The sequence below is a fragment of the Demequina oxidasica genome (assembly GCF_000975115.1).
Lineage (GTDB): Bacteria > Actinomycetota > Actinomycetes > Actinomycetales > Demequinaceae > Demequina > Demequina oxidasica.
Genome location: NZ_BBRE01000004.1, coordinates 219,480 through 244,049, shown reverse-complemented (window position 1 = coordinate 244,049; position 24,570 = coordinate 219,480). Strand labels below are relative to the sequence as shown.

20 protein-coding genes are annotated in these 24,570 nt (G+C 62.5%); 10 read left to right on the top strand and 10 right to left on the bottom strand.

What is annotated here, in order from left to right; genetic code table 11:
- Window positions 1–1,008: a phosphodiester glycosidase family protein gene (locus AOP77_RS11750; RefSeq protein WP_062213833.1), complete on the bottom strand. Its 1,008-nt coding sequence runs from the start codon at window positions 1,006–1,008 to the stop codon at window positions 1–3.
- A gap of 179 nt (window positions 1,009–1,187) precedes the next feature.
- On the opposite strand from AOP77_RS11750, the gene AOP77_RS11745 reads away from it, so the two are divergent.
- Entirely contained in the window at window positions 1,188–2,447 is a 1,260-nt protein-coding gene (locus AOP77_RS11745) for an MFS transporter (RefSeq protein ID WP_084622600.1), read from the top strand.
- A 15-nt stretch (window positions 2,448–2,462) separates the two neighbouring features.
- On the opposite strand, the gene AOP77_RS11740 is transcribed toward AOP77_RS11745, so the two are convergent.
- From AOP77_RS11740 to AOP77_RS11725, 4 genes are all read right to left on the bottom strand, one after another.
- A complete protein-coding gene (locus tag AOP77_RS11740) occupies window positions 2,463–4,199 on the bottom strand; it encodes an AMP-binding protein (RefSeq protein ID WP_062213831.1) in 1,737 nt (578 codons plus the stop codon).
- Window positions 4,200–4,265: 66 nt separating this feature from the next.
- Window positions 4,266–5,123: a MaoC family dehydratase gene (locus AOP77_RS11735; RefSeq protein WP_084622598.1), complete on the bottom strand. Its 858-nt coding sequence runs from the start codon at window positions 5,121–5,123 to the stop codon at window positions 4,266–4,268.
- A complete protein-coding gene (locus tag AOP77_RS11730) occupies window positions 5,123–6,472 on the bottom strand; it encodes a 3-oxoacyl-ACP reductase (protein WP_062213828.1) in 1,350 nt (449 codons plus the stop codon). Before AOP77_RS11730 ends, AOP77_RS11735 begins: the two co-directional genes overlap by 1 nt.
- Complete coding sequence (locus AOP77_RS11725; RefSeq protein WP_062213826.1) at window positions 6,472–7,743, bottom strand: acetyl-CoA C-acetyltransferase; 1,272 nt, start codon at window positions 7,741–7,743, stop codon at window positions 6,472–6,474. The genes AOP77_RS11730 and AOP77_RS11725 overlap by 1 nt, the downstream gene beginning before the upstream one ends.
- A 98-nt stretch (window positions 7,744–7,841) precedes the next feature.
- On the opposite strand from AOP77_RS11725, the gene AOP77_RS11720 reads away from it, so the two are divergent.
- Both AOP77_RS11720 and AOP77_RS11715 read left to right on the top strand, forming a co-directional pair.
- Window positions 7,842–8,465, top strand: coding sequence for a TetR/AcrR family transcriptional regulator (locus AOP77_RS11720; protein ID WP_062213824.1), 624 nt, complete (start codon window positions 7,842–7,844; stop codon window positions 8,463–8,465).
- 25 nt (window positions 8,466–8,490) lie between these two features.
- Window positions 8,491–10,440, top strand: coding sequence for an acyl-CoA dehydrogenase family protein (locus AOP77_RS11715; RefSeq protein ID WP_084622594.1), 1,950 nt, complete (start codon window positions 8,491–8,493; stop codon window positions 10,438–10,440).
- Window positions 10,441–10,518: 78 nt separating this feature from the next.
- Here the strand turns inward: AOP77_RS11715 and AOP77_RS11710 are convergent, their stop codons facing one another.
- Window positions 10,519–12,342 (bottom strand): DEAD/DEAH box helicase, encoded by a 1,824-nt coding sequence (locus tag AOP77_RS11710; protein ID WP_062213822.1) that lies wholly within the window; start codon window positions 12,340–12,342, stop codon window positions 10,519–10,521.
- Between the two features lie 84 nt (window positions 12,343–12,426).
- Between AOP77_RS11710 and AOP77_RS11705 the strand changes: the two genes are divergently transcribed.
- From AOP77_RS11705 to AOP77_RS11690, 4 genes are all read left to right on the top strand, one after another.
- Entirely contained in the window at window positions 12,427–13,044 is a 618-nt protein-coding gene (locus AOP77_RS11705; RefSeq protein ID WP_084622592.1) for an NUDIX domain-containing protein, read from the top strand.
- 72 nt (window positions 13,045–13,116) lie between these two features.
- A complete protein-coding gene (locus AOP77_RS11700) occupies window positions 13,117–15,288 on the top strand; it encodes a choice-of-anchor A family protein (protein WP_062213820.1) in 2,172 nt (723 codons plus the stop codon).
- Window positions 15,289–15,406: 118 nt separating this feature from the next.
- Window positions 15,407–16,585: a GGDEF domain-containing protein gene (locus AOP77_RS11695; protein ID WP_062213818.1), complete on the top strand. Its 1,179-nt coding sequence runs from the start codon at window positions 15,407–15,409 to the stop codon at window positions 16,583–16,585.
- 16 nt (window positions 16,586–16,601) lie between these two features.
- Complete coding sequence (locus tag AOP77_RS11690; RefSeq protein WP_062213816.1) at window positions 16,602–17,843, top strand: DUF2254 domain-containing protein; 1,242 nt, start codon at window positions 16,602–16,604, stop codon at window positions 17,841–17,843.
- 18 nt (window positions 17,844–17,861) lie between these two features.
- On the opposite strand, the gene AOP77_RS11685 is transcribed toward AOP77_RS11690, so the two are convergent.
- Together AOP77_RS11685 and AOP77_RS11680 are read right to left on the bottom strand one after the other, a co-directional pair.
- Complete coding sequence (locus AOP77_RS11685) at window positions 17,862–18,359, bottom strand: glutathione peroxidase (protein ID WP_062213814.1); 498 nt, start codon at window positions 18,357–18,359, stop codon at window positions 17,862–17,864.
- Window positions 18,360–18,420: 61 nt separating this feature from the next.
- Window positions 18,421–20,082, bottom strand: a complete 1,662-nt coding sequence (locus tag AOP77_RS11680; protein ID WP_084622588.1) for an SDR family NAD(P)-dependent oxidoreductase — start codon at window positions 20,080–20,082, stop codon at window positions 18,421–18,423.
- A gap of 95 nt (window positions 20,083–20,177) precedes the next feature.
- On the opposite strand from AOP77_RS11680, the gene AOP77_RS11675 reads away from it, so the two are divergent.
- Both AOP77_RS11675 and AOP77_RS11670 read left to right on the top strand, forming a co-directional pair.
- Entirely contained in the window at window positions 20,178–20,606 is a 429-nt protein-coding gene (locus AOP77_RS11675) for an OsmC family peroxiredoxin (protein ID WP_062213812.1), read from the top strand.
- Between the two features lie 49 nt (window positions 20,607–20,655).
- Window positions 20,656–21,540, top strand: coding sequence for an EI24 domain-containing protein (locus AOP77_RS11670; protein ID WP_062213810.1), 885 nt, complete (start codon window positions 20,656–20,658; stop codon window positions 21,538–21,540).
- Here the strand turns inward: AOP77_RS11670 and AOP77_RS11665 are convergent.
- Complete coding sequence (locus tag AOP77_RS11665; RefSeq protein ID WP_084622587.1) at window positions 21,537–22,709, bottom strand: FAD-dependent oxidoreductase; 1,173 nt, start codon at window positions 22,707–22,709, stop codon at window positions 21,537–21,539. The two genes, AOP77_RS11670 and AOP77_RS11665, sit on opposite strands and share 4 nt — an antisense overlap.
- On the bottom strand, window positions 22,693–23,724 hold the full coding sequence (locus AOP77_RS11660) for an LLM class flavin-dependent oxidoreductase (RefSeq protein WP_062213808.1): 1,032 nt from the start codon (window positions 23,722–23,724) through the stop codon (window positions 22,693–22,695). Before AOP77_RS11660 ends, AOP77_RS11665 begins: the two co-directional genes overlap by 17 nt.
- A gap of 87 nt (window positions 23,725–23,811) precedes the next feature.
- Here AOP77_RS11660 and AOP77_RS11655 point away from each other — a divergent pair, with 87 nt between their 5' ends.
- Window positions 23,812–24,564 (top strand): NADPH-dependent F420 reductase, encoded by a 753-nt coding sequence (locus AOP77_RS11655; RefSeq protein ID WP_084622586.1) that lies wholly within the window; start codon window positions 23,812–23,814, stop codon window positions 24,562–24,564.
- The last annotated feature ends 6 nt before the right edge of the window (window positions 24,565–24,570 follow it).

The window sequence follows — 24,570 nt, the reverse complement described above, 5'->3', positions numbered from 1 at the left end:
TCAGCCCACCCACAGGATGTCGGAGACGCCACGTTCGCGACCTTTGCCGAGCGGGTCGTTGACGAGGCCACCGTCGCTGACCATTGCCGATGATCCGCCACCGTCCAGGTTGTAGGCCTCAGTCGCACCGAGGTCCTTCATGATTTGCGCGAGCTCCGGAAGTGTCACGCCTACACTTGAACTTGACCGGCCATCGACGACCACAAACACGTAGTGATTGTCAGCAACCATCCCGATGGCGGTGCGCGGCTGGTCCCCTTGAATGGAATGGTTTCCAAAGTTGGTGTCTATCTCCACCTGGTCGATGCCTTCGACGATCTCGCCGTCGTCCACCAGAGCTGGCCCGAACGAAAGTGTCTGCCAAGCACCGTTGGCGACCAATTCATCGGCCGTCGTGGCGGTCTCGTCGTAGATATCCATGGTCCCGTCGTCGTAGATCACTGCGCCGGTGCGTGCGCCGTCGTCGCGGTAGGCAACGCCGTTGCGAATCTCGATTCCCGTGTCGCGGAAGCCGTAGTAGTCGCCGTTGACCGCGAATTGAGCGCCAACGTCTGCAGCAATGTCCGAGGGATCCTCAGTGATGTTGAGGCCAAAGGAATCCTGTGCGAACGCTGAACGGAGCTGGTCGATGTCAGAGAACGTAACGTCCGCGACAAAGTAGTTGGCCTGATCCGTTCCGGTGCCGAACGTGTATTCGGTGATATCGATGTCTGGGGCGTCGGTGTCCGAGGTATTGACGCCGGCGGAGGTCTCTGTCTGGGGCGTAGGGGAGGGGTCAGCCGGGGATGCGGTGGTGGCCTCGTCGACACCAGCAAGGGAGGCTTCATAGGACGACACGTCGGAGACTTCAACGTGCTCGAACACGTAGCGATTGAGAGCCCACAGGGTCGCGGATCCTAAGATTACGAGCAGTGTAAGGACTGCGCCAACGACAATGCGGCGGATGCGGCGGCGGCGCGCCCCCGCCCGTACGGGGTGCTGGGCAGGAGGAGCATGTGGAGTGGTCACATGATCGAAACTAGAAACCGAATCTGAGTTCGGACCATGAGGATCCTGGGGAATTCCTGGGAATCGGGAGCCGGCCGGCGAGCAAGGGCACTCTTTCTACCGCCTGGTAAGTGCGGTATCGTTGAAGCGCTCACCGTTGCGCACTGTCCTTCAGTTGTCTCCATTTAGATCGGTGTCGCATGTCCACACTTAGCCCGGCCCGCACCAAGCTCGCGCTGTTCGCACTAGCGTTAGGCGGCTTTGGCATCGGCACTACGGAGTTCGTGGCAATGGGGCTCCTGCCCAATATCGCGGCAGACCTGCTCCCCGGACTCAACGCAGTGGACCCTGAGGCCGCCATTGCGCAGTCGGGCGCGGTGATCTCGGCCTACGCGCTCGGCGTGGTGGTGGGTGCGCCCACTATCGCCGCTTTCTCGGCGCGTTTCCCTCGCAAGCGCCTCCTTACAGTTCTCGCGATCGCGTTCACCTTGGCGACGGTTGCTTCGGCCCTGGCTCCCACCTTCAACACGGTTCTAGCTGCACGTTTCCTCGCAGGCCTGCCTCATGGCGCCTACTTTGGAGTGGCTGCTTTGGTCGCGGCGAGCATCATGGGACCCGGTAAGCGAGGTCAGGCCGTCGCGTTCGTGCTGTCGGGACTCACGATCTCCAATGTGATTGGCGTCCCCGCCATTACGTTCCTCGGTCAGAACACCAACTGGCGTGTCGCCTACATGGCCGTGGCCGCGATCTTCGCGCTGACGACACTCGCGATTCTGTGGTTCCTCCCATGGCAGCAGGGAGACCCCTCCGCAACCGTGCGACGCGAGTTGGGGGCCTTCAAGCGGCCCGCCGTCTGGCTTGCCCTGCTCACTGGCGCACTCGGATTCGGCGGGTTCTTCGCCGTGTACACCTATGTCTCACCGCTGATCACCGAGGTTACCGGCGCGAGCGAATCCTTCGTGCCCATCGCGCTGATCACACTTGGGCTGGGCATGACCTTGGGTAACTTCATAGGCGGACGCCTCGCGGACCGCGGCGCCATGCGTGCGGTCTTTATTCTGTTTGGAGCACTCGCCGCGGCCATGACCGTACTCATCCTGACCGTTCACGGAGTTGCCGGACTGCTCCTGGGCGTCTTCCTTGTCGGTGGCGCGGCGGCGGCGCTGTCGCCCGCGATCCAGACGCGACTGATGGACGTGGCAGGAGATAGCCAGACCATCGCGGCGGCCGTCAATCACTCCTCATTGAACCTAGGCAACAGCCTCGGCGCCTTCTTGGGTGGCGTCGTGATCGCCGCTGGCTGGGGTTACGTCGCACCGGTCTGGCTAGGGCTCGCGCTCTGCGTTCCCGGTGTGCTCTGCGCGTTGGCCGGCTGGGCGATTACCCGCAACCGCCCCATCCCACCCCACACCCACTCCATCGAGGAGGATGCGGACGTGCAGATGGGTGCGAGCGCGTAACTTCGCTTGGCCTGACTATTCGGCGGCGGCCTCCGCGTCGAGATCCTTGAGCGCGCGACGCAGCACCTTGCCAACATTGGTCTTGGGTAGCTCGGCCACGAAGACGATCTGGTGAGGCCGCTTGTAGCCAGCAAGGCGCTTCTTGAGGAACTTGCGCAACTCGTCGGCAGTAAGTGAGTCGTCTCGCTTGACGACATACAGCTTGGGAACCTCGCCAGCGTGCTCGTCCGGAACCCCTGTGGCGCCGGCTTCCGACACCTTGGGGTTTAGCATTGCCGCGTCCTCGAGTTCGCCAGGAAATACGTTGAAGCCGGAGACGACGATGATTTCCTTCTTGCGGTCGACGATGCGCAGGAAGCCGTCCTCGTCCATGGTCGCGATGTCACCGGTCAGGAGCCATCCACCGTCAAACAGCACGTTGGCCGACTCTTCGGGATTGTTCCAATAGCCACTCATGACCTGCGGCCCGAGCACGGCAAGTTCACCGGGCGCGCCGAGTTCGACGTCCTGGTGATCCTCGTCGACGATGCGCACGTCCGTGGACGGCAACGGAATGCCGATGGTGCCGATGCGCGGGGGCATGTGGGTGGGGTTAACGGCAACTACGGGCGACGCCTCGGTGAGGCCGTATCCTTCGGTGATGTCCTTGCCGGTGATCTTCTTCCAGCGTTCACCGACCGATGAGCGCAGCGCCATGCCCCCGGCGACGGTGATGCGCAGGCCGCTGTGGTCGTCCTTGGCGAAGTCCTCGTTGTCCATGAGCGCTGCGGCCAGCGTGCTGACTAGCATCAGACCGTCGGGCTTGGACTTGTGGATGGTCTTAACAAAGCCCTTGAGATCGCGCGGGTTGGTGACCAGGACGTTGTGCGCCCCAAACCGGTAGAAGCCGATCGCATTCACCGTGAGCGCGAACACATGATAGAGCGGCAGGGCGGCGATGATCACCGGCTGCTTTTCTTCACCAAGGGTGTCGCGGATCTGCCCCATGAACTGTTCCTGGTTGTTCAGCAGGTTCCAGTGCGACAGGATTGCGGCCTTGGTTCCGCCTGTGGTGCCGCCGGTGTACTGCAGCAAGGCCACGTCCGCTGGAGTTAGTTCCGGGTCCTTCCACGTCGCGGCGGCACCCTGTTTGAGTGCCGTGACGAATGAAACCGCATTGGGAATCGAGTACTTGCGGACCATGTGCTTGATCTTGTCGGCCGCAAAGTTGATAATCGCGCGCTTGGGCTGCGACAGCATGTCCGCGGCGTCTGTGATCACGACGTGCTCAAGTGAGGACCCCTCGAGCAGTTCCTCAACCTTGAACGCAAAGTTGGAGAGCACCACTATGGCGCGCGGTTGAGCGTCATGGACGGCCTCCTTGAGTTCAGTGACCGTGTATAGCGGGTTGGCGTTGACCACGATCAGCCCCGCCCGCAGCGCCCCGTAGAACGCGACGGGAAACTGCATGAGGTTGGGCATCTGGATAACGATGCGATCGCCCTTGACGAGCCCGAGTTCGGTCTGCAAGAAAGCGGCGAAGTCAGTCGCGAGACGGTCAACGTCGTTAAACGTAAGCTTGCCGCCCAGGTTAGAGAAGGCGGTCTTGTCTCCGTGGTGCTTGGCCGCATTGCGGACCATGTCGCTTAGTGAGCGTTCCTCGACCGTCTTGATGACCGAGGGCACTGCCTCGGGGTAGTACTTGAACCACGGACGGTCCTCGCCGCCTACCGGGTCGGCGGAGGGAAGCGGGGTGTTAGCGCTAGCAGTCATTGTCATCCTCGTTGATGGGTCGCATGTATGGGAACAATGATGCTGGTCATTGCCCCTCTGGCACAACTAGGGCGCGCCGGTGACGCCCATGAGCAGGTGTGCCTTAGTTCCGTCGCGGTTAGTGACTGCGGCGTCGAATCCCTGTGGTGTTGGCGATGCGGCGAATCCCACGGTTCCGGGCAGCAGGATGGGCCGCAAGAAGCTGACCGATGCCGAGTAGGTTTCTGGTAGGCGGCCCTCGAGAGCGGACAGTGCCCGGGCATGAGTCCACATACCGTGAATGAGTGGGCGCGCAAATCCGAACGCCTTGGCGGCCACCTTGCTGGTGTGAATCGGGTTCGGGTCATGCGAGACCCTGCGGTAGCGCCGTCCCAGGTCCTTTGCCAACCGCCACTTGGCCTGCGGCTGGAGGGGGTCGAAGGGCTGGCGCTCAATGTCCTCGACCTCACCGGGGGCACTCATGCCTGTCGCCAAGTAAGTGCTAGTCCCGTTCCACACGGTCTCGTCGCCCACGCGAATCTCACCGAGGAGGTCAATCATCGCGCCGCGCTTGTGAGGGCGCAGGTTGTCTATGTGCACACGCACCTGCAATTTCTCTCCAAGACCTACTGGCCGGTGCAGCGTCATCGAGTTGCTTACATGTACCGCGCCCACCAACTTCACTGATGAGTCAGGCGCGCCCAGAAGGTGGACGTGTAACGGGAACGTCAGTACATGGAGCCACGTGGGCGGCACTGAGTCCCGTAGCGTGAATCCACACACTCGGTTGTATTCTGCGAGCCGAGCGAGGTCCTGCCGCTGGTCCTCGACCACGGCGACGTGCTGTGGAATCTTGGCCGTTTTGGCGCGGCTCGGAACCAGGGCGCGCGCGAAGGCTGACCCCATAGAGGGCAATTCGTCGAGATGTTCCTCGCGCCTATCCATCAGGCACCCACCAGGTTTTGACCGCACACCCGAATAACCTGTCCGTTGACTCCGGCCGATGCCGGGTCCAGTAGGTAGCCAATGGCCTCGGCTACGTCCTCGGGCTGGCCACCTTGGCTCAATGAGTTGCTGCGACGGAAAATCTCTCGCTGGATGAACGGAATGCGCGCCGTCATAGCTGTCTCGATGAAGCCGGGGGCCACTGCGTTCGCCGTGATGCGACGGTCAGCTAGATCCGGAGCCATTGCCTCGACCAGTCCTGCGACTCCGGCCTTCGACGCGGCGTAATTGGTCTGGCCTTTATTGCCGGCGAGACCCGAGGTGGATGCGATGCCTACGATGCGGCCACCGTCCTCGACCGAGCCCGGGATGGCAGGATCGAGCAGCACCTCATTCATGCGAATCTGCGCGGCCAAGTTGACGTCCAGCACCGAACCCCAGCGTTCGGCATCCGTGTTCACGAGCATCTTGTCACGAGTGATTCCGGCACAGTGCACCACGCCGTAGATTCTTTCGCCGCGCCTAGCGACGTGTTCCGCGATGGCTGCCCCAGCATCGTCTGCCGTGATGTCGAGTTGCAGCGCAGTGCCTCCGACCTCGTTCGCTACCCCCGCGAGTGACTCGCCGGCGGCGGGAATGTCGACGCCCACGATCGTGGCCCCGTCGCGGGCGAGGATGCGAGCGATCGACGCGCCGATGCCGCGAGCTGCTCCCGTGACCACGATGACGCGGTCCTTAAGCGGCTGGTCGGAGAGCGCGTCGACGATGGAGGAGGCGCCACCGACGTGCCACGTCTGTCCGTCCACAAAGGCGGAACGCCCCTGCAAAACGAAGCCGAGGGTGGAGAGCAGGTCGTTTGGCGTCGCGTCCGCTGACACGTAGACCAGGTTGGAGGTGGCCCCCCGGCGCAGTTCCTTGCCGATGGTCCGGTTGATGCCGTCCAGAGCACGGGTGACTGACTTGCTTTCCCAGTTGCCGGAAGGCTCGCGCGCCACGATGACGACGCGTCCAGAACCCTCGAGCGCCCGTACTGCGGGACGAAGCACTGCCCGCAGGTCTTCGAGCCCGACGATGGTGGTGAGGTCCGTCGCGTCGATGACTAGCGCGCCGATTCGCGAGCCGTACCCGGGAGGGGAATCGGCAGGCGCATCGACGATAGGATCTGAGGTCTCGAGTCCCAGCAGGTCCAGGGTGTCGGCAACCAGTGTCGACGCGCCTAGCGGTGCGAGCACCATGGTGCCATCGGGCCACGTGCGACCGCGACGGAGCGTCGGAGGATCGGTAAGCCCCGCACGGGTAGAGACGGCGTGACCGACGGGGGAGTAGAACAGCTTCTCGAGCGCGCCCATCACACTGCCTCCAGAATCGCGACGACGCCCTGTCCGCCGGCGGCACACACCGAAATCAGGCCACGCTTGCCGGGGCCGAGGTCGTGGAGCATCTTCGCGAGGCTTGGGACGATGCGCGCGCCCGTGGCGGCGAAGGGATGGCCCACGGCCAGCGAAGATCCCATGGTGTTCAATTTGGAACGGTCGAGGGTGCCGATTGCGCCCTTGAGCCCCAGGCTGGTGCAGTACTCCTCGGATTCCCACGCCTTAAGCGTGGCCAGGACGGTGGACGCGAACGCTTCGTGAATTTCGACCAGATCGAAGTCCTCGATGGTGAGGCCGTTGCGCTCAAGCATGTGGCCCACGGCACCTACTGGTGCGAGGAGCAGGTCATCACCCGCGGGGTGGTCAACTGCGGCAACGTTTGCGTCCACGAACTTCGCGAGCACGGGGAGATGGTTGTCCTTAGCCCACTGCTCGTTGCTAAGCAGTACTGTGGCGGCGCCGTCAGACAGTGCGGTGGAGTTGCCGGCGGTCATGGTGCCCTCTGGTCCGCCGAAGGCGGGCTTGAGCTTGGAGAGCTTCTCGACTGAGGTGTCGGGTCGCAGGATCGAGTCTTTTGCGACTCCGAGGAAGGGGGTGACGAGATCGTCGAAGAATCCGTTGTCCCATGCAGCCGCGAGGGTGTGGTGCGACGCCGCGGCAAGCTCATCCTGCGCCTCGCGAGTGACCTCCCATCGTTTGGTGGTGAGGGCCTGGTGCTCACCCATCGAAAGCCCTGTACGGGGCTCGTTCACTCCAGGTGCGAGGGGCTTGAGGTGGCTGGGACGGATGCGTGCTAGCGCCTTGAGCCTGTCTCCCGTCGAGCGCGCGGCATTTGCTGCGAGTAGTGCCTTGCGGAGCGGCTCGCTGACGGTGATGGGTGCGTCGGACGCCGAGTCCGCGCCGCCTGCAATACCCGAATCGATCTGGCCGAGCGAGATCTTGTTGGCGATATAGATGGTGGCCTCGAGGCCGGTGCCGCAGGCCTGCTGAAGGTCACACGCGGGTGTGGTCGGTGCAAGCGACGAACTCAACACTGCCTCGCGGGTGAGATTGAAGTCCCGAGGGTGCTTGAGGACCGCGCCAGCAGCAACTTCGCCGAGTTGCTTTCCGCTCAGTCCGTATCGCGCGGCGAGTCCGTCGATTGCGGACGTGAGTAGGTCGTGGCTCGAGGCCTGCGCATAGGGTCCGCCCGCCTTGGCGAACGGGGTGCGGTTACCACCTACGATGACGGCGTTGCTGTTCATCATGCCTCCATTGGCTTGTGAATCGAGTTGAGGGACTGCTCGTAAACATGTCTCCGATACTCACGGTAGCAGATACTGCGAGTATCGGTTATGGTTTGACCATGACTGAAGACGGTCGCAACACTCGCTGGGATGCCCACCGCATCTCACGGCGCCAGGAGCTGGTGTCTCATGCTTTGCGCGCCATTCGCGTGAATGGCGCGGGGGTGGGCATGGACGAGATAGCGGCCCGTGCTGGCACATCCAAAACAGTCTTCTACCGGCATTTCGGGGACCGCGCAGGACTCTACGAGGCCGTGGTGCAGTCCGTGCATGACTACATCGAGCAGGGGCTCACTGCCGCGATCGCGCAGCACGAGCCCGAGAATCTAGACCGCCTCGCCTCAACGCTCGCGGACGCCTATTTGCTGCTCGTCGAACGCGATCCGCACATCTATCGCTTTGTTATGAACGGCCCCATGCCCGGGTCAAACGGTGCGGATCCCTTGGGTTCCATGCCGATGCGCATTGGTGACTACGTCGGGGGAGTGATCTTCAATAACGCGGGCGCTGCTGGCGTGAGCCTGGAATGTGCCGCAACATGGGGCCACGGGCTGGTGGGATTCATTCGCGCAGTCGCCGACAGATGGATGGACTCCGCGCAGCGGGAACCTCGCCACCAAGTGGTTGACCACGTCTCCAGGCTTTTCACACCGGCCTTCGCCGGCGCTATGACAACACCCTGAATTCAGCAACACATAAGGAGCAACAATGACGTTGACCGATGAGAGCCGACCCGTGAAGAACGAGGAACGACTCACCACACTAGGGGCGTCATTGCGCCGCGCACTTGATGGTCCGTACGCGGACGTCCGCGCCATGAACCGGGAGAGCTTCCCGGCGACGGATCTGCTTCGTAACCCCGAGTACGACATCGAGTCCTCGCGCGTGTGGACGCTGGACCGACTACGGTTCCTCAACGACAACGGACTTGGCTCGGTAGGGGTGCCTTCCGGCGCCAACACGGTGTCCGACCCCACGTCTGCGGTGATGGCCTTCGAGATCTTGAGCCATGGAGACCTCTCGGTAACGATCAAGTCGGGAGTGCAGTTCGGGCTCTTCGGCGGTGCCGTCACTAACCTCGGAACCACGTGGCATCACGAGACCTTCCTGCCCGACATCACCTCGATGAAATTGCTCGGCGGATTCGCTATGACCGAGCTGGGTCACGGTAGCGACGTTGCGAGCCTGGAAACCACCATCACTTACCTGCCGGAGACCGACGAATACGAGGTGCACTCGCCCACACCCACCGCGGCTAAGGCGTACATCGGCAATGCCGCGCGGGACGGCAGGATGGCGGCGGTCTTCGGCCAGTTGCACGTGGGCGGCAAGTCGCAAGGTGTCCATACCATTCTGGTCCCGCTGCGGGACGAGGACGGCACGGTTTTGCCAGGCATCACCATTGGTGACCAGGGCCACAAGGGCGGCCTGATGGGGGTCGACAACGGCACCATCATCTTTGACCACATTCGTGTTCCACGCCGCATGCTGCTGGATCGCTATGGCGGAGTCAACGAGGCGGGTGAGTATGCGTCGACGATCGAGAATCCCAATCGCCGGTTCTTTACGATGCTGGGGACACTAGTACGAGGCCGCGTCTGCATTGGCGCCGGGGGCGGGATTGCCGCACGCAGGGCGCTCTCCACCGCGACCAGATATGCGCTCAAGCGACGCCAGTTCCCCGAGGCGGGACGTCCGGGAGGAGTACTACTTCTTGACTACCTGGTGCACCAACGGCGTCTGCTCCCACGTGTCGCCCGCAGTTACGCGCTTGGGTTCGCGCAGAATGAACTCACGCAGATGCTCGTGCATATTCAAAGTGGCGGTGAACACACCGAAAGTGATCAACGTGAACTCGAGTCTCGCGCGGCGGGCCTCAAATCGGTCACCACGCGTTTCGCCAACGAAGCTGTCCAAGAGGCGCGCGAGGCGTGCGGAGGATCGGGATACCTCAGTGAGAACCACCTCACCGACCTGCGCGCCGATGTCGACGTGTTCGCGACCTTCGAGGGCGACAACACAGTGCTGATGCAGTTGGTCACCAAGTCTCTCCTGTCCGACTACAAGCGCGCTTGGGGCGAGTTGGACCGAGGCGGAGTGGTCCGCGAGACCGGCCGCGTGGTCAGTGAGACCATGATGGAACGCACGGCGGCATCGGTGATGCTCGACAAGCTCGCAGCATCGGCGCGCCGCAAGCCAGACGAGGCGTCCGTACTTGACTCTTCCTGGCATGCGCTCATGTTTGAAGAGCGTGAACGTCACTCGCTGGAGTCGCTGGCACGTCGCTTTAAGGCCGCGTCGCAGGAGAAGGGTGACTCGTTTGAGTCCTTTAACGCCTTGGGCGATCACGTTCAGTTCGTGGCGCGGGCACACATGGAACGGGTAGCCCTTGAGGCGTTCGTCGCCGGGATCGATGCTTGCAAGGACAAGGACGCCAAGCAGGTGCTAGAAACCCTGTGCACGCTGTTCGCGCTGACGAGCATCGAACAAGACCGTGCGTGGTATCTCGAGCACAACCGCATCAGCGGTTCCAAGGCCAAGGCTATTGGCGGCCAGATCAGCGAGATGTGCCGCAAGTTGCGTCCCAACGCCCTGGCGATCGTCGAGGGCATGGGAATTCCAGAGGAGTGGCTCCACGCTGCGATTCTTGAAGATTAGACGTAGATGGGTCCGGGGCTTACAAGCCCCGGACCCATCTTTACGTCTTCAGTACGCCACTACCATGCGGTCGTGCCGCTAGCCTCTGTCGTGACGCGGCTTGCGCGGCGGGCGCTTGTCGTAGCTGCCTTTATCGGTGTCACGATTCAAGGTGCCACCACCGTGCGTGCTGCCCCCTGAGTGGTGGGTGCCTCGGTCAAGTTTGAGGTCAATCAAGATGCCGCTGATGCGCGTCTTCTGTAGTTTGCGGAACGCGTCCTGCGACAGATTTGACGGCAGGTCGACTAGGGAGAAATTGGGGTGAATCTTGATGGCGCCAAAGTCGCTACGACCAAGGCCACCTTCATTGGCGATCGCTCCAACGATTTGACGGGGCTCGACCTTGTGGCGCTTGCCCACGGCGATGCGGTACGTGGCCATGGGACCGGACGGGGGGCGGCGGTCGTTGCTGCGCGAGCTGCGGCCGGTGCCCGAGGCGGAGTCCCGGCTGCCCCCTTTGCCTACAGGACGAGTGTCAAACTCCTGCTTGCGCGGTTCCGCGGCGGGGTCGATCAACAGGGGGGTGTCGCCCTGAGCCATCACGGCGAGGGCCGCGGCAACGTCCGCCTCGGGAACATTGTGGTGTTCCACGTAGTGGTCAATGATGTCGCGGAACTTTGAGATGCGTTCCTGCTGCTGAAGCGCTGCTGAGATCGAGTCGTCGAAGCGCGTCAGCCGAGTCGCGTTGACGTCTTCTGCAGTGGGCAGGTGCATCTGAGTCAGCGGCTGGCGCGTGGCCCGCTCGATGGAGCTCAGCATGCGCCGCTCTCGAGGTGTGACAAAGCTGATGGCGTCGCCGGTACGGCCCGCGCGGCCCGTACGTCCCACACGGTGCACATACGACTGAGTGTCAATAGGCAAGTCGAAGTTCACCACGTGGCTAATGCGGTCGACGTCGAGCCCACGTGCAGCCACGTCGGTGGCGACCAGGATGTCGAGCTTGCCATCCTTAAGTTGCTTAATGGTCTTCTCGCGCTGCGCCTGCACAATGTCTCCGTTAATGGCGGATGCCCCGTACCCACGCGCGCGAAGCTTCTCGGCCACCACGACGGTGTCGTTCTTAGTACGCGTGAAGACGATCATCGCCTCGAAGTTCTCCACCTCGAGGATGCGGGTCAGCGCATCGACCTTCTGCGGGAAACCGACGATCAGGTAGCGCTGGGTGATCGTTGCAGAGGTGGTGGTCTTGTCCTTGATGGTGACCTCTGCCGGGCTATTCAGGTACTTCGCAGAAAGGCGGCGGATCTGGGACGGCATGGTCGCGGAAAACAACGCGACCTGCTTGCTGTCCGGCGTCGACGCCAGAATCGTTTCAACGTCTTCGGCAAAGCCCATCTTCAGCATCTCGTCGGCCTCGTCGAGCACCAGGTACTTTAGCTCGGACAGGTCGAGAGTGCCCTTGTCGAGGTGATCCATGATGCGACCGGGGGTGCCGACCACAATGTGGACTCCGCGACGCAACGCCGACAGTTGCACGCCGTAGCCCTGGCCGCCGTAGACCGGGAGGATGTGCACACCGGCGCTGTGGCCCGCGTAAGTCTCGAAGGCTTCGCAGACCTGGAGTGCAAGCTCGCGCGTCGGGGCGAGGACCAGTGCCTGAGGCTTCTTCTGAGTGCGGTCAAGGCGGTCCAGGATGGGCAGTGCGAATGCCGCCGTCTTGCCTGTTCCGGTCTGCGCGAGTCCGATGACGTCGCGTCCCTCAAGGAGGTGTGGAATGGTGGCGGCCTGAATAGCAGAAGGGGTCTCGTAGCCGACGCCCTTCAGGGCCTTCAGTACTGCGTCACCCAAGCCCAAATCGGTGAACGTGACTGCATCGGGGGCTTCGACGGGGCTATCAGGGCTCGCATTATCGGGTGTAGGCATAGGTATACGGTAGTTCGTTCTGCCCTCCGCCGAGGACCTAGACACCCTATGTCTCTCGCATCGACGGTATGGGAGGCTCTACACATGACCGATGCACCCCCTCCGCAGGACCCGAATCGCGATCCCGGCGAGGCATGGGTCGAGGCTGCCACGGGCGAGAGGTTTTGGGGCCGATTCGGAGCGGCCGGACTGCTCGCGGTCGACGACGAGCGCGGTGTGCTGATGCAGCATCGGGCGCTGTGGAGTCATCACGGCGGTACGTGGGGAATCCCAGGTGGTGCGCTCCACGAAGGCGAGTCGGCCCTTGCAGGAGCACTGCGTGAGGCAGGGGAGGAGGCGGGCGTTCCGGTCGACGCGGTACTTCCGTTTGCCGCCATTGTTCTTGATCGCCAGGTCTGGACATACACGACCGTACTCGCGCGCGTCACGCTTCCGTTCACGCCGGTTGCGGGAGACGCCGAGTCCCTCACCCTGGCATGGGTACCCATTGATGACGTCGAGAGCCTCCCCTTGCATCCCGCCTTCGCAGCCTCCTGGCCGCAACTAACGCGCGTACTCGACCTCGACTACGCGAGCGAGAAGCACGCGGTAGCGGCGGCCGCCAAAGCTCCCCTTGTCGGGGTTCAGTACGAAGACGCGGACTTCACGGTCCACGATGCTCCGTGGCTGAGCCAATCTCAGCGTTCACGTAACCTGGACTAACCATGCTCTGCGTTGTAGACCCTAGGGCGAAGACATGGCCTATGCGTGATTGAGGGATAGGTGCGTTGCACTATGGCAAATCCAACTCGAACTGGCGTGACGAGCGTGACGCGAGTGACAGCCCTCGTCGCGGCCGCCGGGCTCGCTCTAGTCGGCGTGGCCACTGCCGCTGGCGCTGTCCTACCTGACGACGTTCCACTGCCCGGCGACGATGGCATTCTGCCTGGAGGCAACCCGGTGGGGGGAAACTGGGGTGTTTGTGAACCACCTGCCGGCGACACGTGCGACGACAATACTTGGGGACTGGCCGATTCATACCCGAGCTTCCAGGGCACCGACAATGCAGCAAACGTCATAGTTGGCGGCAATTTCGATGCCATACCCGGCTCGTCCGAAACTGAGGGCTTACTTGTTGTGGCCGGAGATTCGACCTTTGAAAACGGCGGCAGTTACAGCATCGGCTTCGTTGGAGGCGGTTCCTTTGTGACACCCGCAGACAGAGCAGATATGTATGTCGCGCAGGGGGACGTGACCGTGCCATCGGGTCAAAACGTTGCGGTAGGTGGCAGTTTAGACGCCGAGAACCGCTTTGGCACCGTACGCACAGGTGGCGCTAGGAACTTTCAGGACCCTACCGGCTCGCCGAGCCCCACTTGGGGCGCGCTGGGTTCGGTGGATTCGGCGGCGGATCAGTCCACACTTCAGTTCTTTCAGAACCCTCTCTACGAGATGGGCACCTCCTTCGATGTCTTCGATCCGCTGCTAGGCGACGGCGGGCTGATGAATGTGTATTCGCAGTTGTGCTACGCCGAACTTGCGACGGACGCACCCGGAGTCGCCGTTAACGCGAGCGGAGATCAGTTGTCAGTTGCGCGTGGCACCGTAAGCGTGGATGCACAATCAAGCACCATGACTCTCACCGGTGACGGTGTCGCCGATATTCAGACATTCGACATGAGCTCAGAGGACCTCGCGGCTTTGCCCGTGGCGTCGCACGTCGAGTTCGCAGGCGTGCCCGCTACTTCTGCGGTGCTCATCAACCTAGGCGGGGCCACAGTGGACGTCGCCTTTCAATCTTTCGAAGATCAAGTCTCTTATCAACAGCGTTTGCTCTGGAACATCCCCGATGCCATTGAGATCTCAGTGGGTGGCACGGCGCAATACCCCGGCTCTTGGCTTGTGGGAAATCCTGCCTCAACTACCACTATGTTCGGTTCCGGTTTCAACGGTCGCGTATACACGCCCGGAGACCTTGTGCACGGTGGGGACGACGAGGGTGACGCAGGCTCTGAGTTTCATGCGTATCCCTTCACCGCCTCGTTGGGTTGCTTTGCCGACACCCCTGACGGCGGAGATGCCGTCGTCACGAAGACGGTCACAGGTGACGGCGCGGATTTGGTTCCCGCTGACACGCTGTACACCTTGACGTACACAGCACAGGCTACGGGTGGAGCAGTAGAGGACCGTGAGTTGGAGCTAGAGGCGGGTACCCCAGCGATCGTGGAGAACGTGGTGCTAGCGGAAGAGACCACCTTCACACTCGTGGGTGAGGAAGAGCCTCCGGCCATCGACGGCGTGACGTGGGGCGTGCCAACATTTACCCTCAACGGAGAGGCCGTCACCCCCGGCGAATCTGTGACTTTTCCCGCGGGCCCGCTACCGGATCAGACATTAGCGATTACCAATGTTGCGAACCTTGACCCCGTCCCGCCGGTAACTGAAACCGGCGACTTCTCGATTAGCAAGGAGATTGACGGTGAGGGGGCTCTCTCAGTGCCCTCAGACACACTCTTCACCGTTCAGTATTCCTACATAGATGGACAAGGTGTTGGTCAGAAAGACACGCTCGAGGTTCCCGCTGATGGCACCCCTGTGACTTCACCTGAACTTGCTGTGGGCACCGTGGTCACTCTGGACGAGCTGTCGCCACCCACAGTCGATGGCATCACATGGGGCACCCCGGAATTCGTGGATGCGGATGGCGCTGCTTCGTCGACCACCACTGTGGTGGTCGGTAATGACACTACGGTGGCGGTGACACTGATCAACGAAGCCAACCTTTCGCCAGTTCCCAGCCTGACACCGACGCCCAGCCCGACACCGACTCCTGCACCTTCACCGGACAACGGAGGGGGAGCCCTGCCGCTGACTGGATCTGACACGTCGGGCTGGGTCACCGCATCGCTATTGTCCCTCATCGCAGGTGGGCTTCTCTTGCTAGCTCGCAATCGCTTGCGCGGCTAGCGCTACGGCGTGGCTGTGCCTTGAGGAGCGCCCGTAGATCATCACGGAGTAAGCCATGGCGTGTGATGCTTAGCACAGCGACTGTGGCTCTGACGGCGATTGCGACTAATCTCTAAGCGTGTTCAACATCGAGACTTTGCGCTTTATCTTGGGGGTGTTGTCCCTTCTTGTCTTGGTGCTGTTTTACGCGGGTGTCTATCGCCCTACCAGGTCGTCCTTTGCTGGTTGGTGGTCACTCGCTCTCTTGAGTTCCGCGACGAGTCCCGCGCTCCTGTTACTCAACGGCACAGAAGCACAGGTGATCGCAAACCCTTTGTCGAGCCTGATCACGGCCGTGGGCGGGGTAGCAGTATGGTTCGCCACGCGGTCCGTCCGCGGGCTGGACCCCGTGCCGTGGGTAATTTTTGTCGCCCCAGCGATAGTTTTCGCTATTGCAATGTTCGAGGACCCGATGTCCAACCGCTGGGCCGGCAACGGCACGTTGTACTTCCTGATGGGTTTGTCCTTCTCGTTGAGCGCACGCGAGATGTGGCTGGCATGGAGCGCACGCAGGCAATCCCCAGACTGGGATCACGATGGCGAGGCACGCGTAGCGCTCATTGTGAGCGCTTTGGCTGCGAGCGTTCTCGCAGGCTTTTATGTGTGGCGCTTTGTCCTCTATGTCCTGGTGGGACCGTATCACCAGCTCTTTGAAACCACCGTGGGAGGCGGTCCGACTGCCGTGGTGCTGCTGGTCTCGCTTATGGCGGTCACCTTCTCCGCCGCAGCATTGGGCTATGACGAGCAAACCCGCGAACTTCGCCGCCGCGTGGCCCTCGATGACCTGACCGGTCTGCTCGCTCGCTCGGCATTCTTTGAACGGGCCAATGTTGCCATCGCTAAGCAGACCGCCACTAACGGCTTGTGCATCCTGGTAGTAGGCGATCTCGACCATTTCAAGAACATCAATGACAACTACGGTCACGCCGCAGGCGACCAGGCCCTTGAACTGTTCGCCTCTGTGGTGCGGATCGAACTAGATGACCGCGAATTGGCGGGGCGCCTCGGGGGCGAGGAATTTGCGCTCTTGCTGTCAGTCGCTTCTGTTGAGGAAGCGCGGTCGCGTCTCCAGGAACTGGGAGGCAAGTACCTGAAAATGGGCGAGGCGGCCGATGTCCAAGTTCCCACGGTGAGTTTTGGTGCAGCGGTCGCGGCAGTAGGCTCGCCATTAGAACGAACGTTGGCGCAGGCTGATCGAGCGATGTACGAGGCCAAGGCGGCTGGTCGTAACCGCGTGGTGGTATCCAGCGCGAGCTAGGTGGGGAGAGCAGCAATTGAGCAATTGGCGTACGATCGTGGCCCGGCTCCCTCAGCGCATTTGGTTTAGGCTGGCGATCTTTACTGTCATCGCTGTGGCCCTCGCCATGGTGGCCGGGATGGTTGGCCCCTACCTTCCCGACGCGGTTTCCGTTGAGTTCGGTCAGGACTCTGTAGAAAACATCCTGCAAATCCTCGCGACTTCGATGCTCGCTGTGACAACCTTCTCCCTGACCGCGATGGTGTCGGCGTACGCTTCCGCGGCAGCGCGCGGGACACCACGGGCAACTCAGTTGCTCATTGCGGACCGGACTTCTCAGAACGCACTGTCGAGTTTCTTGGGATCGTTTGTTTTCGCGATCGTCGGGATCGTCGCATTATCTACCGGATACTACGGCGAACAAGGCCGGGTCATTCTGTACTTCGGCACACTCGTTGTCATCGCCGTAGTGGTGGGCACGCTCATGCAATGGATCAGCCACCTCACGGGCTTCGGCCGGATGGCGGATGTCATAGACCGGGTAGAGACCGCCGCGTCTGATGCCGCATGTGAGTATGCGCGACGCCCCCGGCTCGGTGGTGCTGCCCACGTCGATGTGCCGGCTGGTGCAGAGGCAGTCGCTTCCACAGAGGCGGGTTGCCTCACGGGCATTTCAATGAACGTCCTACAGTCTGTCGCCGCTGACGCCAACCTTCGCCTCCATGTGGCAACTATTCCTGGTGTAGCGGTTGATCACGGTGCAGTCCTGGCATATGTCGAGGGTTCGCTTTCAGATCAGCAGCGGGATCGTGTCAAAGGTGCATTCCGGATAGAGAATCATCGCACCTACGAACAGGACCCTCGCCTCGGCTTTGTAGCGCTAGCCGAGATCGCAAGCCGCGCGCTCTCGCCGTCAACCAACGACCCGGGAACTGCGATTGAGGTTCTCAACGCGATACAGCGCGTGTTCACGCAGGTCCTCACCACCCAGGCCGAGGAGGGAGTTGAGTTCTCCCGAGTACACGTGCCCGAGACGGCGTTTGCTGACCTGGTTGAGGATGCATTTAGGCCTATCGCGCGAGACGGTGCGCCGATGGTGGAGGTCGACCTGCGGCTGCAGAGCGTTCTCGAGGCGCTCGTCAGAATTGCGCCCCCGGCTGCGCGTGAAGCGCTCACAAAGACGTCACACGATGCGGAGACACGGGCCATAGCGGGCCTGTCGTCGGCCGTAGACGCTGACCTGGTGCGAGAGCAGTCGCTGAGGGCACGCCAAATCTGAGCAGCCTCGCATCGAGTGCTAAATAGCAGGTAGCGCGGTCTCGATAGCGGCAATGATCTCGGGAGCGTTGGGCTTGATCTTGGGGCGAAACCGTGACACCTCGCCGCTCGGTGCGACCACAAACTTTTCGAAGTTCCACTTGACCTTTCCGGCCTTGCCATCAGCATCGGCGTGCGAGGTGAGCTCCTCGTACAGGGGGTGTCGATGACGGCCGTTGACCTTGATGGTCTCGAACATCGGAAACGTGACGCCCCACGTGGCGGAGCAGTACTCCTGAATCGCTTCGGTGGAACCGAGCTCCTGGTGAAACTGGTTGCTGGGAAAGCCCAGCACGGTGAAGCCGCGATCGCCATAGGTCTTTTGCAGCTCCTCGAGCTGCTCGTACTGAGGAGACAACCCGCAGCGGGAAGCGACATTCACAATCAACAGCGCCTTGTCGCTGTAGGCACCGAGCGTGGTCGGTGTGCCATCGATGGTGGTCAGTTCGATCTGGGCCAGCGCGGTGTGGTTGCTCATGAAACCTTGAACAAACTGGGGCGGCAATGTGTTCCGCCGTGCACCCAATGCGGCTTCGGAACTACCAGGCGGACGGGGCGTAGTCCTTGAGGAATATTCCGAACAGGTCCTCGCCAGCCTCACCGCGCACCACTGGGTCGTACACGCGAGCGGCACCGTCGACTAGGTCGAGCGGCGCATGGAACCCTTCCTCGGCGAGGCGCACCTTGGTGGGGTGAGGTCTTTCGTCCGTGATCCACCCCGTGTCGACACTCGTCATCAGGATGGAATCGGTCTCGAACATCTCGCGAGCGCTGGTGCGCGTCAGCATATTGACGGCCGCCTTCGCCATGTTGGTGTGCGGATGCCCGGGCCCCTTGTAGCCACGGGCAAAGACGCCTTCCATCGCGGACACGTTGACGACGTAACTACGGCCCGAGCCAGTCTCACGGGACGCTCGCGCAGCTGCGGCCATTTGAGGACGGAGGCGATTGATGAGAATGAACGGGGCGGTGCTGTTGCACAACTGAACCTCGAGTAGCTCGAGCGCATCCACGTTGCCCACTGCCTGTACCCAGGAGTTCACGTCGTGGAGATCTGGGACGAGTCCGCCCGCATCGATTGCGCTACCGTCTGCGAGCTTTTCGAGCGAGGACGAACCGGGAGCGAGCGCCAGCGAGGTGAGGCGACGGGCGTTCTCGGAGGCGGTGGCAGCATCGGCCGAACGTTCCTCTTTTGCCAAGGTATCGCCGGCCGCCTCCTCAGCAGCAACCTCTGTCCTGACGCCGGCTGCGCGTCCTACCTCGGCGGAGTGCGCGGAGGCGAGCAGGGGGTGTGCTGCTACGGACTCCTCAAGTGCGTGGGGGTGCACATCGCTGGCATGCCCAAACGTCAACATGGAGGGGCCACGACCTTCGGGCCATAGGTGGGGCTCGACGGGAACCGATTCGGCATCCGCAAGCGGTGCGTACGAGCCGGGGGAGCGGCGAACCGTCTGGGCGGCATTGTTGATGAGGATGTCCAAGGGACCCTCTGCGGCGACCGCATCGGCAAGCGACACCACCTGCGATGGATCACGCAAATCGATGCCCACTACCGTCAGGCGGTGAAGCCACTCTCGCGAGTCGTCCATCGCGGCGAACCGCCGCACGGCGTCGCGGGGGAAACGGGTGGTGATGGTGGTGTGCGCTCCGTCACGCAAGAGTCGCAGCGCGATATGCATGCCGATCTTGGCGCGACCGCCAGTGAGTAGCGCACGCTTGCCACGTAGGTTTGTTCGCGCCTCACGCTTTGCGTGCCCAAGCACGGCGCACGTGGGGCAGAGCTGGTGGTAGAACGCGTCGACCACGGTGTACTTCTGCTTGCAAATGTAGCAAGGACGAGCTTTGGCGAACGTGCCCGCGGTAGCGGCCTGCGACGTCGCAGTCAGGGTGAGACCTCGCGTCTCATCGTCAATCCTGTCCGCCGCACCTGTAGCAGTCGCCGCGACGACAGCGTTGTCTGCGGCGGTGATCGCTGCCCGTTTCTCGCTGCGACGGTTTTGCTTCACGGCCTTGATCATGCGTGCGGTGGCATGACGCACCGCGATAAAGTCTTCATGTTCCTCGTCGACCTGGTTGAGGCTTGCGAGTACCCGCAACGTCGTCGCGAGGTCGTCGGGATCAATTGCGCTGCCGGTTGCACTCGCGTCAGCGGGAACGTTTGAGGAGGCGTCGTTGTTGGAGGCGTTAGGGTCGTTGGACACGTGCCAGAGCCTACATTCAGGACGGCACCTGTTTCACGACAGCACCCGATTGACCGCAGGACACGCTATTCAACACAAGACACAAGGAGAGCACCATGGCAGTATCAAGCAAAGCTCACACCACCTGGTCGGGAGACCTTCCTAGCGGCTCGGGCCACACCTCGCTCACGTCATCGGGCGTCGCTGACTTTGACATCAACTGGAACTCTCGATCCGCAGGCGGTGGCAGCGCAGTCACCCCAGAGGAGCTTCTCGCCGCCGCTCATTCCTCATGCTTCGCAATGGCGCTCTCCCACGCCCTCGGCGAGAACGGAACGCCTCCCACTGAGCTTGCAGTAGACGCTGAGGTAGTTTTTGTTCCAGGCGAAGGTGTCAAGTCAAGCGCGCTCACTGTGGTGGCCTCCGTGCCAGGACTCTCCGCCGAGGAGTTCGCGCAGTTCGCGAACGATGCCAAGGCCGGTTGCCCCGTGTCGCAGGCCCTGGCGGGCATTGAGATTTCGCTCGAAAGCGTCACGTTCAACTAAACGGCGCACCAATCCAGGAGCGGGCGGCTCACTCCGCTAAGTTGTAGCGATGACCGCAACCGTGGGGCGCACGCGCCGCTTGCTGGCACGTTCCGGGGCGTCTGGCTTCCTGCTGGGCGCCTCGTACGTGTGGCGCGGCTTTCGCACCTGGTCAGCCAACCCGCGGCTTATGGGCTGGGGTCTATTGCCAGGTGTGATCGCCTTCTTGTTGGTCGCAAGCGTGGTCGTGGCCGTTGCGTTCCGGGCGGACGACGCCGCCAGTTGGATCCTAGCTCGCGCCGCCGCTGGGATCACGGGCCCTATCGCCACCGTATTGTCGGTCCTGCTCGCCATCGCCATCTTTGGCGGAACCCTGGTTGCCGCGCTTTATACGTTTACCGCGCTCACGCTTTTCATAGGACAACCCTTCTTCGAACGCATCTCACGCCATCTCGATTCCGAGTTAGGTGAGCCAGCAGTCATCGATGCGGAACCGTGGTGGCGCTCAACCCTGCGGGGCCTCGCCGAAGCAGTGAGGTTGCTCGCCCTGACCGGTGTGCTGGCGATCGGGCTCTTCCTTGTGAGCCTCATCCCGGTTGCCGGCTCCGTCGCGTCTTTCATCCTGGGCGCGATCCTGGGCGGCTGGTTCCTGTCGCTGGAGCTTACGGCCTACGCGCTGTCACGGCGAGGAGTCGTCACCTTGCGCCAACGACGTCGCCAGTTGGCGTCGCAGCGAGCGGTGTCGGTGGGCTTCGGCACCACGGTCTTCCTCCTGTTCCTGCTGCCCTTCGGGGCGATAGCGACGATGCCCGCGGCCAACGCAGGGGCCACGCTGTTGTCCCGGCGTCTCATGGGCGAGGTGGGGGCTCCTAGCGAGCAGGCGCGAGCCAAGAAATTGGAGCAGGCGTCTCACGCAAGGCAGCTCACTGACGCCGAAGATTACTCGGCAAGTTAGCCCAACCGCGTCATGATCTCTTTGGCCATTGCGCGACCAGCGCGGTTGGCGCCGATCGTGCTCGCCTGAGGACCATAGCCGGCAAGGAATAGTCCTGGTTTATCCACAGACTCACCGTCATACACAGGGATGCCTCCTCGACTCGTGTCCATCGCCAACTGATCGAGGTGGTCCAGTTCGGCATCGAACCCCGTAGCCCACAGCACGGCATCCAGGGGAACGTGGATGCCATCAGTCGTGACGGCACCGTCTGACACGAGCCTCGCGAACATGGGCCGCCGACGGAGGGCGCCGCGGCCTTCGAGCCGGCGTACGCGTGCGGTGCGCGGGAGACCGGTGGACCCAGCGATGCTCGGTAGCCGTCGCCCCGCCTTCGCCGCCTCATCCTGGCGTTGCACTGCGGCCAGCGCACGGTCTCGGCCCAGGTCTGACCCGCTGTCAGCGAAGACTGGCTCGCGTCTGGTGAACCATTCGGTGTGCGCGCCCGCGGCCGACAGTTCGTCCAGAAAGCCCAGCGCAGAGGTGCCCGCCCCCACGACCGCCACTCGCTGTCCCGCGAACTCACTCGCCTCCGAATACTCGGGAGTGGTCACCTGCCGCCCCTCAAAGACGTCGCGCCCCGCGACGGCGGGGATCCGCGGCCGATGCCAGGTTCCTGAGGCATTGACCACTACAGCGCTCCGGTACTTTAGCAACCCGTCCTCGGTGCGAACGGTGACGAGAAACCCTGGTCTAGGCGCGGCATCGGCCGTAGTGAAGCTTGAAGCGGGTGACTCGACCGCGACTACGGTGGCCGGGCGGATCACCTCGAGGCCGAAGTGCCGCTCGTACGCGTCGTAGTAGCGGCGCACCACATCGCGTGCGGGTTCGTCGTGCGGGGCGGATTCGAAGGACAGGCCCGTCTCGCTCATTCCCGGCAGATCATGAATCCTGTGGGCGTCGCCTACACGCAAGGCGCTCCATCTATGCTGCCAGGCCCCTCCGGTGGACGGTCCACGGTCAATCACGTGGACGTCGACGCCGGGCCGTAGACCGAGCCGCACCAAGTGATACGCGGTCGACAGACCCGCCTGGCCCGCGCCAATAATGACGACCTTGGTGTCGGTGATGCCATCTATTGGCAAGGACGGAAACACGGCGTCGGCACGCTCCCTAATTGAACGCCGCATCGACCTGGGGCTTGATGCGCGTACCCAGCAACTCAATGGCCGTCATCACCTCGGGGTGAGGAACTCCCGCCCAGTCCATTTGCAAGATGTAGCGGTCGGCACGGGTGAGTTGGCCCACGGAGATAAGCCGCTGCGCGATCTCGTCGGGCGAGCCCGCAAAGATCATGGAGGCACCGTCCACCATGCGGTCATAATCCACTCGGCCGGGAACAGACCAGCCACGCGAGGCGGCGCCCCACTCCATCACCTGATTCCAGTACGGGTAGAAGGTGTTCTTGGCGTCCTGCGAGCGTTCGGAGATGAGGCCAATGGCGGTCATGGTGACGTGCTGGGTGGACGCCGGGTGACCGCTCTGGGCCGATGAGCGGCGGTAGAGATCCACGAGGGGTGCGAAGCGTTCGGGCTCGCCTCCGATGATCGCGTAGACCACCGGGGCTCCCAGGGCGCCGGCCCTCACCGACGACTGCGGGTTGCCGCCTGTGCCAATAGAGACTCGCAGTCGCTCTCCGTACGGGCGGGGGAGAACCACCGCATTGTCCAGGTCACTGCGGAACCGCCCCTTCCAGGTGATGGGTGACTCCTCGTTGAGTTGCAGTAGAAGCTGGATTTTCTCGTCGTAGAGGGCCTCGTAGTCATTGAGCGAGGCTCCAAAGAGCGGGTAACTCTCGGTGAAGGATCCGCGGCCGGCCATAATCTCCGCGCGGCCCTCACTGAGTTGATCCAGGGTCGTGAACTGCTGAAACAGTCGAACGGGATCCTCGGTGCTCAGTACCGTGACCGCGGTGCCTAGGGTGATGCTTTCCGTCACGGACGATGCTGCGGCGAGAACGGTTCCAGGGTTGGAGATTGCATATCCATCGAGGTGATGTTCGCCAAGCCCATAGAAGTCGAGGCCCACCTGCTCCGCCAGCCGGATGCGCTCGATTTGCTCCTTCAGAGCCTGCGCTACGGGGACCCGCGTGCCCGTAGCGTGATCGAGCCGGAGATCCCCGAAACTCATGACACCTAGTTGCATAGCGAGCGGTCCTCTCCCTGGGCAGGCGTTCCCGCGACGGCTCTTCGTTGCCGGAATACCCGAGCGACCCATCATGTTGCTGTTGATATGTCAACGAATGCTCGGCCGCCGTATTCCCCGGCGCGACTGTCGTCGAGCCGTATCTCCCCGTGGCCGCTAAGTGAAGATTCAGCATCCTCTCAGGAGAACGAACCCACCGTACGGACGGTCGCGATCTTCGGTGCCGGACGGGTGGGCACCGCGTTAGCACGCGTGCTGGTCGCCGCTCAGTACGACGTACGCGTCGTAGGCTCCGGACCAGCGAGCGCCATCGAACTCATTGTGAGTGTGCTGGCCCCTGGTGCTGTCGCCCTGGACGCAGCCGCAGCCGTCGACGGAGCCGACATCGTCATCCTTGCTGTCCCGCTTCACAAGATCGACTCAGTCGAGTTCGCATTGTTGCGAGGCAAGGTGGTGGTCGACGTCATGAACTACTGGGAGCCAATCGATGGTTCGCTGCCTGACTTTGCCGGCGTTCAGGCGACGTCTCCGGTGGTGTCGGAGATGCTTGCCGGCGCTCGGGTGGTCAAGGCGTTCAACCACATCGGCTACCACGACATCGACACTGACGGGCGGGAGGTAGGCCACCCCGAGCGTCGTGCGCTTGCCGTCGCTGGCGACAACGAGGAAGCCGTCGCTTTGGTGCTGGAGATGGTGCACCGCGTGGGCTTTGACGCCGTGTATGCCGGCGGACTGGCGCAGTCCGGTCTACTCGAAGCGGGCGGTCCGGTGTTTGGCGTGCGGCTTGACCGCGCCGGACTTGAACACCATGTAAACCAGGACGTCCCTGCTAGTCGTTAAAGTAAT

What these genes read in the sequence shown, in the direction of transcription:
- AOP77_RS11665 (WP_084622587.1), bottom strand. Translation starts at nt 22,709, where the DNA reads ATGCGGCGTTCAATTAGGGAGCGTGCCGACGCCGTGTTTCCGTCCTTG.
- AOP77_RS11705 (WP_084622592.1), top strand. Translation starts at nt 12,427, where the DNA reads ATGACCGATGCACCCCCTCCGCAGGACCCGAATCGCGATCCCGGCGAG.
- AOP77_RS11675 (WP_062213812.1), top strand. Translation starts at nt 20,178, where the DNA reads ATGGCAGTATCAAGCAAAGCTCACACCACCTGGTCGGGAGACCTTCCT.
- AOP77_RS11670 (WP_062213810.1), top strand. Translation starts at nt 20,656, where the DNA reads ATGACCGCAACCGTGGGGCGCACGCGCCGCTTGCTGGCACGTTCCGGG.
- AOP77_RS11660 (WP_062213808.1), bottom strand. Translation starts at nt 23,724, where the DNA reads ATGCAACTAGGTGTCATGAGTTTCGGGGATCTCCGGCTCGATCACGCT.
- AOP77_RS11700 (WP_062213820.1), top strand. Translation starts at nt 13,117, where the DNA reads ATGGCAAATCCAACTCGAACTGGCGTGACGAGCGTGACGCGAGTGACA.
- AOP77_RS11710 (WP_062213822.1), bottom strand. Translation starts at nt 12,342, where the DNA reads ATGCCTACACCCGATAATGCGAGCCCTGATAGCCCCGTCGAAGCCCCC.
- AOP77_RS11745 (WP_084622600.1), top strand. Translation starts at nt 1,188, where the DNA reads ATGTCCACACTTAGCCCGGCCCGCACCAAGCTCGCGCTGTTCGCACTA.
- AOP77_RS11735 (WP_084622598.1), bottom strand. Translation starts at nt 5,123, where the DNA reads ATGGATAGGCGCGAGGAACATCTCGACGAATTGCCCTCTATGGGGTCA.
- AOP77_RS11720 (WP_062213824.1), top strand. Translation starts at nt 7,842, where the DNA reads ATGACTGAAGACGGTCGCAACACTCGCTGGGATGCCCACCGCATCTCA.
- AOP77_RS11730 (WP_062213828.1), bottom strand. Translation starts at nt 6,472, where the DNA reads ATGGGCGCGCTCGAGAAGCTGTTCTACTCCCCCGTCGGTCACGCCGTC.
- AOP77_RS11685 (WP_062213814.1), bottom strand. Translation starts at nt 18,359, where the DNA reads ATGAGCAACCACACCGCGCTGGCCCAGATCGAACTGACCACCATCGAT.
- AOP77_RS11740 (WP_062213831.1), bottom strand. Translation starts at nt 4,199, where the DNA reads ATGACTGCTAGCGCTAACACCCCGCTTCCCTCCGCCGACCCGGTAGGC.
- AOP77_RS11655 (WP_084622586.1), top strand. Translation starts at nt 23,812, where the DNA reads ATGTCAACGAATGCTCGGCCGCCGTATTCCCCGGCGCGACTGTCGTCG.
- AOP77_RS11715 (WP_084622594.1), top strand. Translation starts at nt 8,491, where the DNA reads ATGACGTTGACCGATGAGAGCCGACCCGTGAAGAACGAGGAACGACTC.
- AOP77_RS11725 (WP_062213826.1), bottom strand. Translation starts at nt 7,743, where the DNA reads ATGATGAACAGCAACGCCGTCATCGTAGGTGGTAACCGCACCCCGTTC.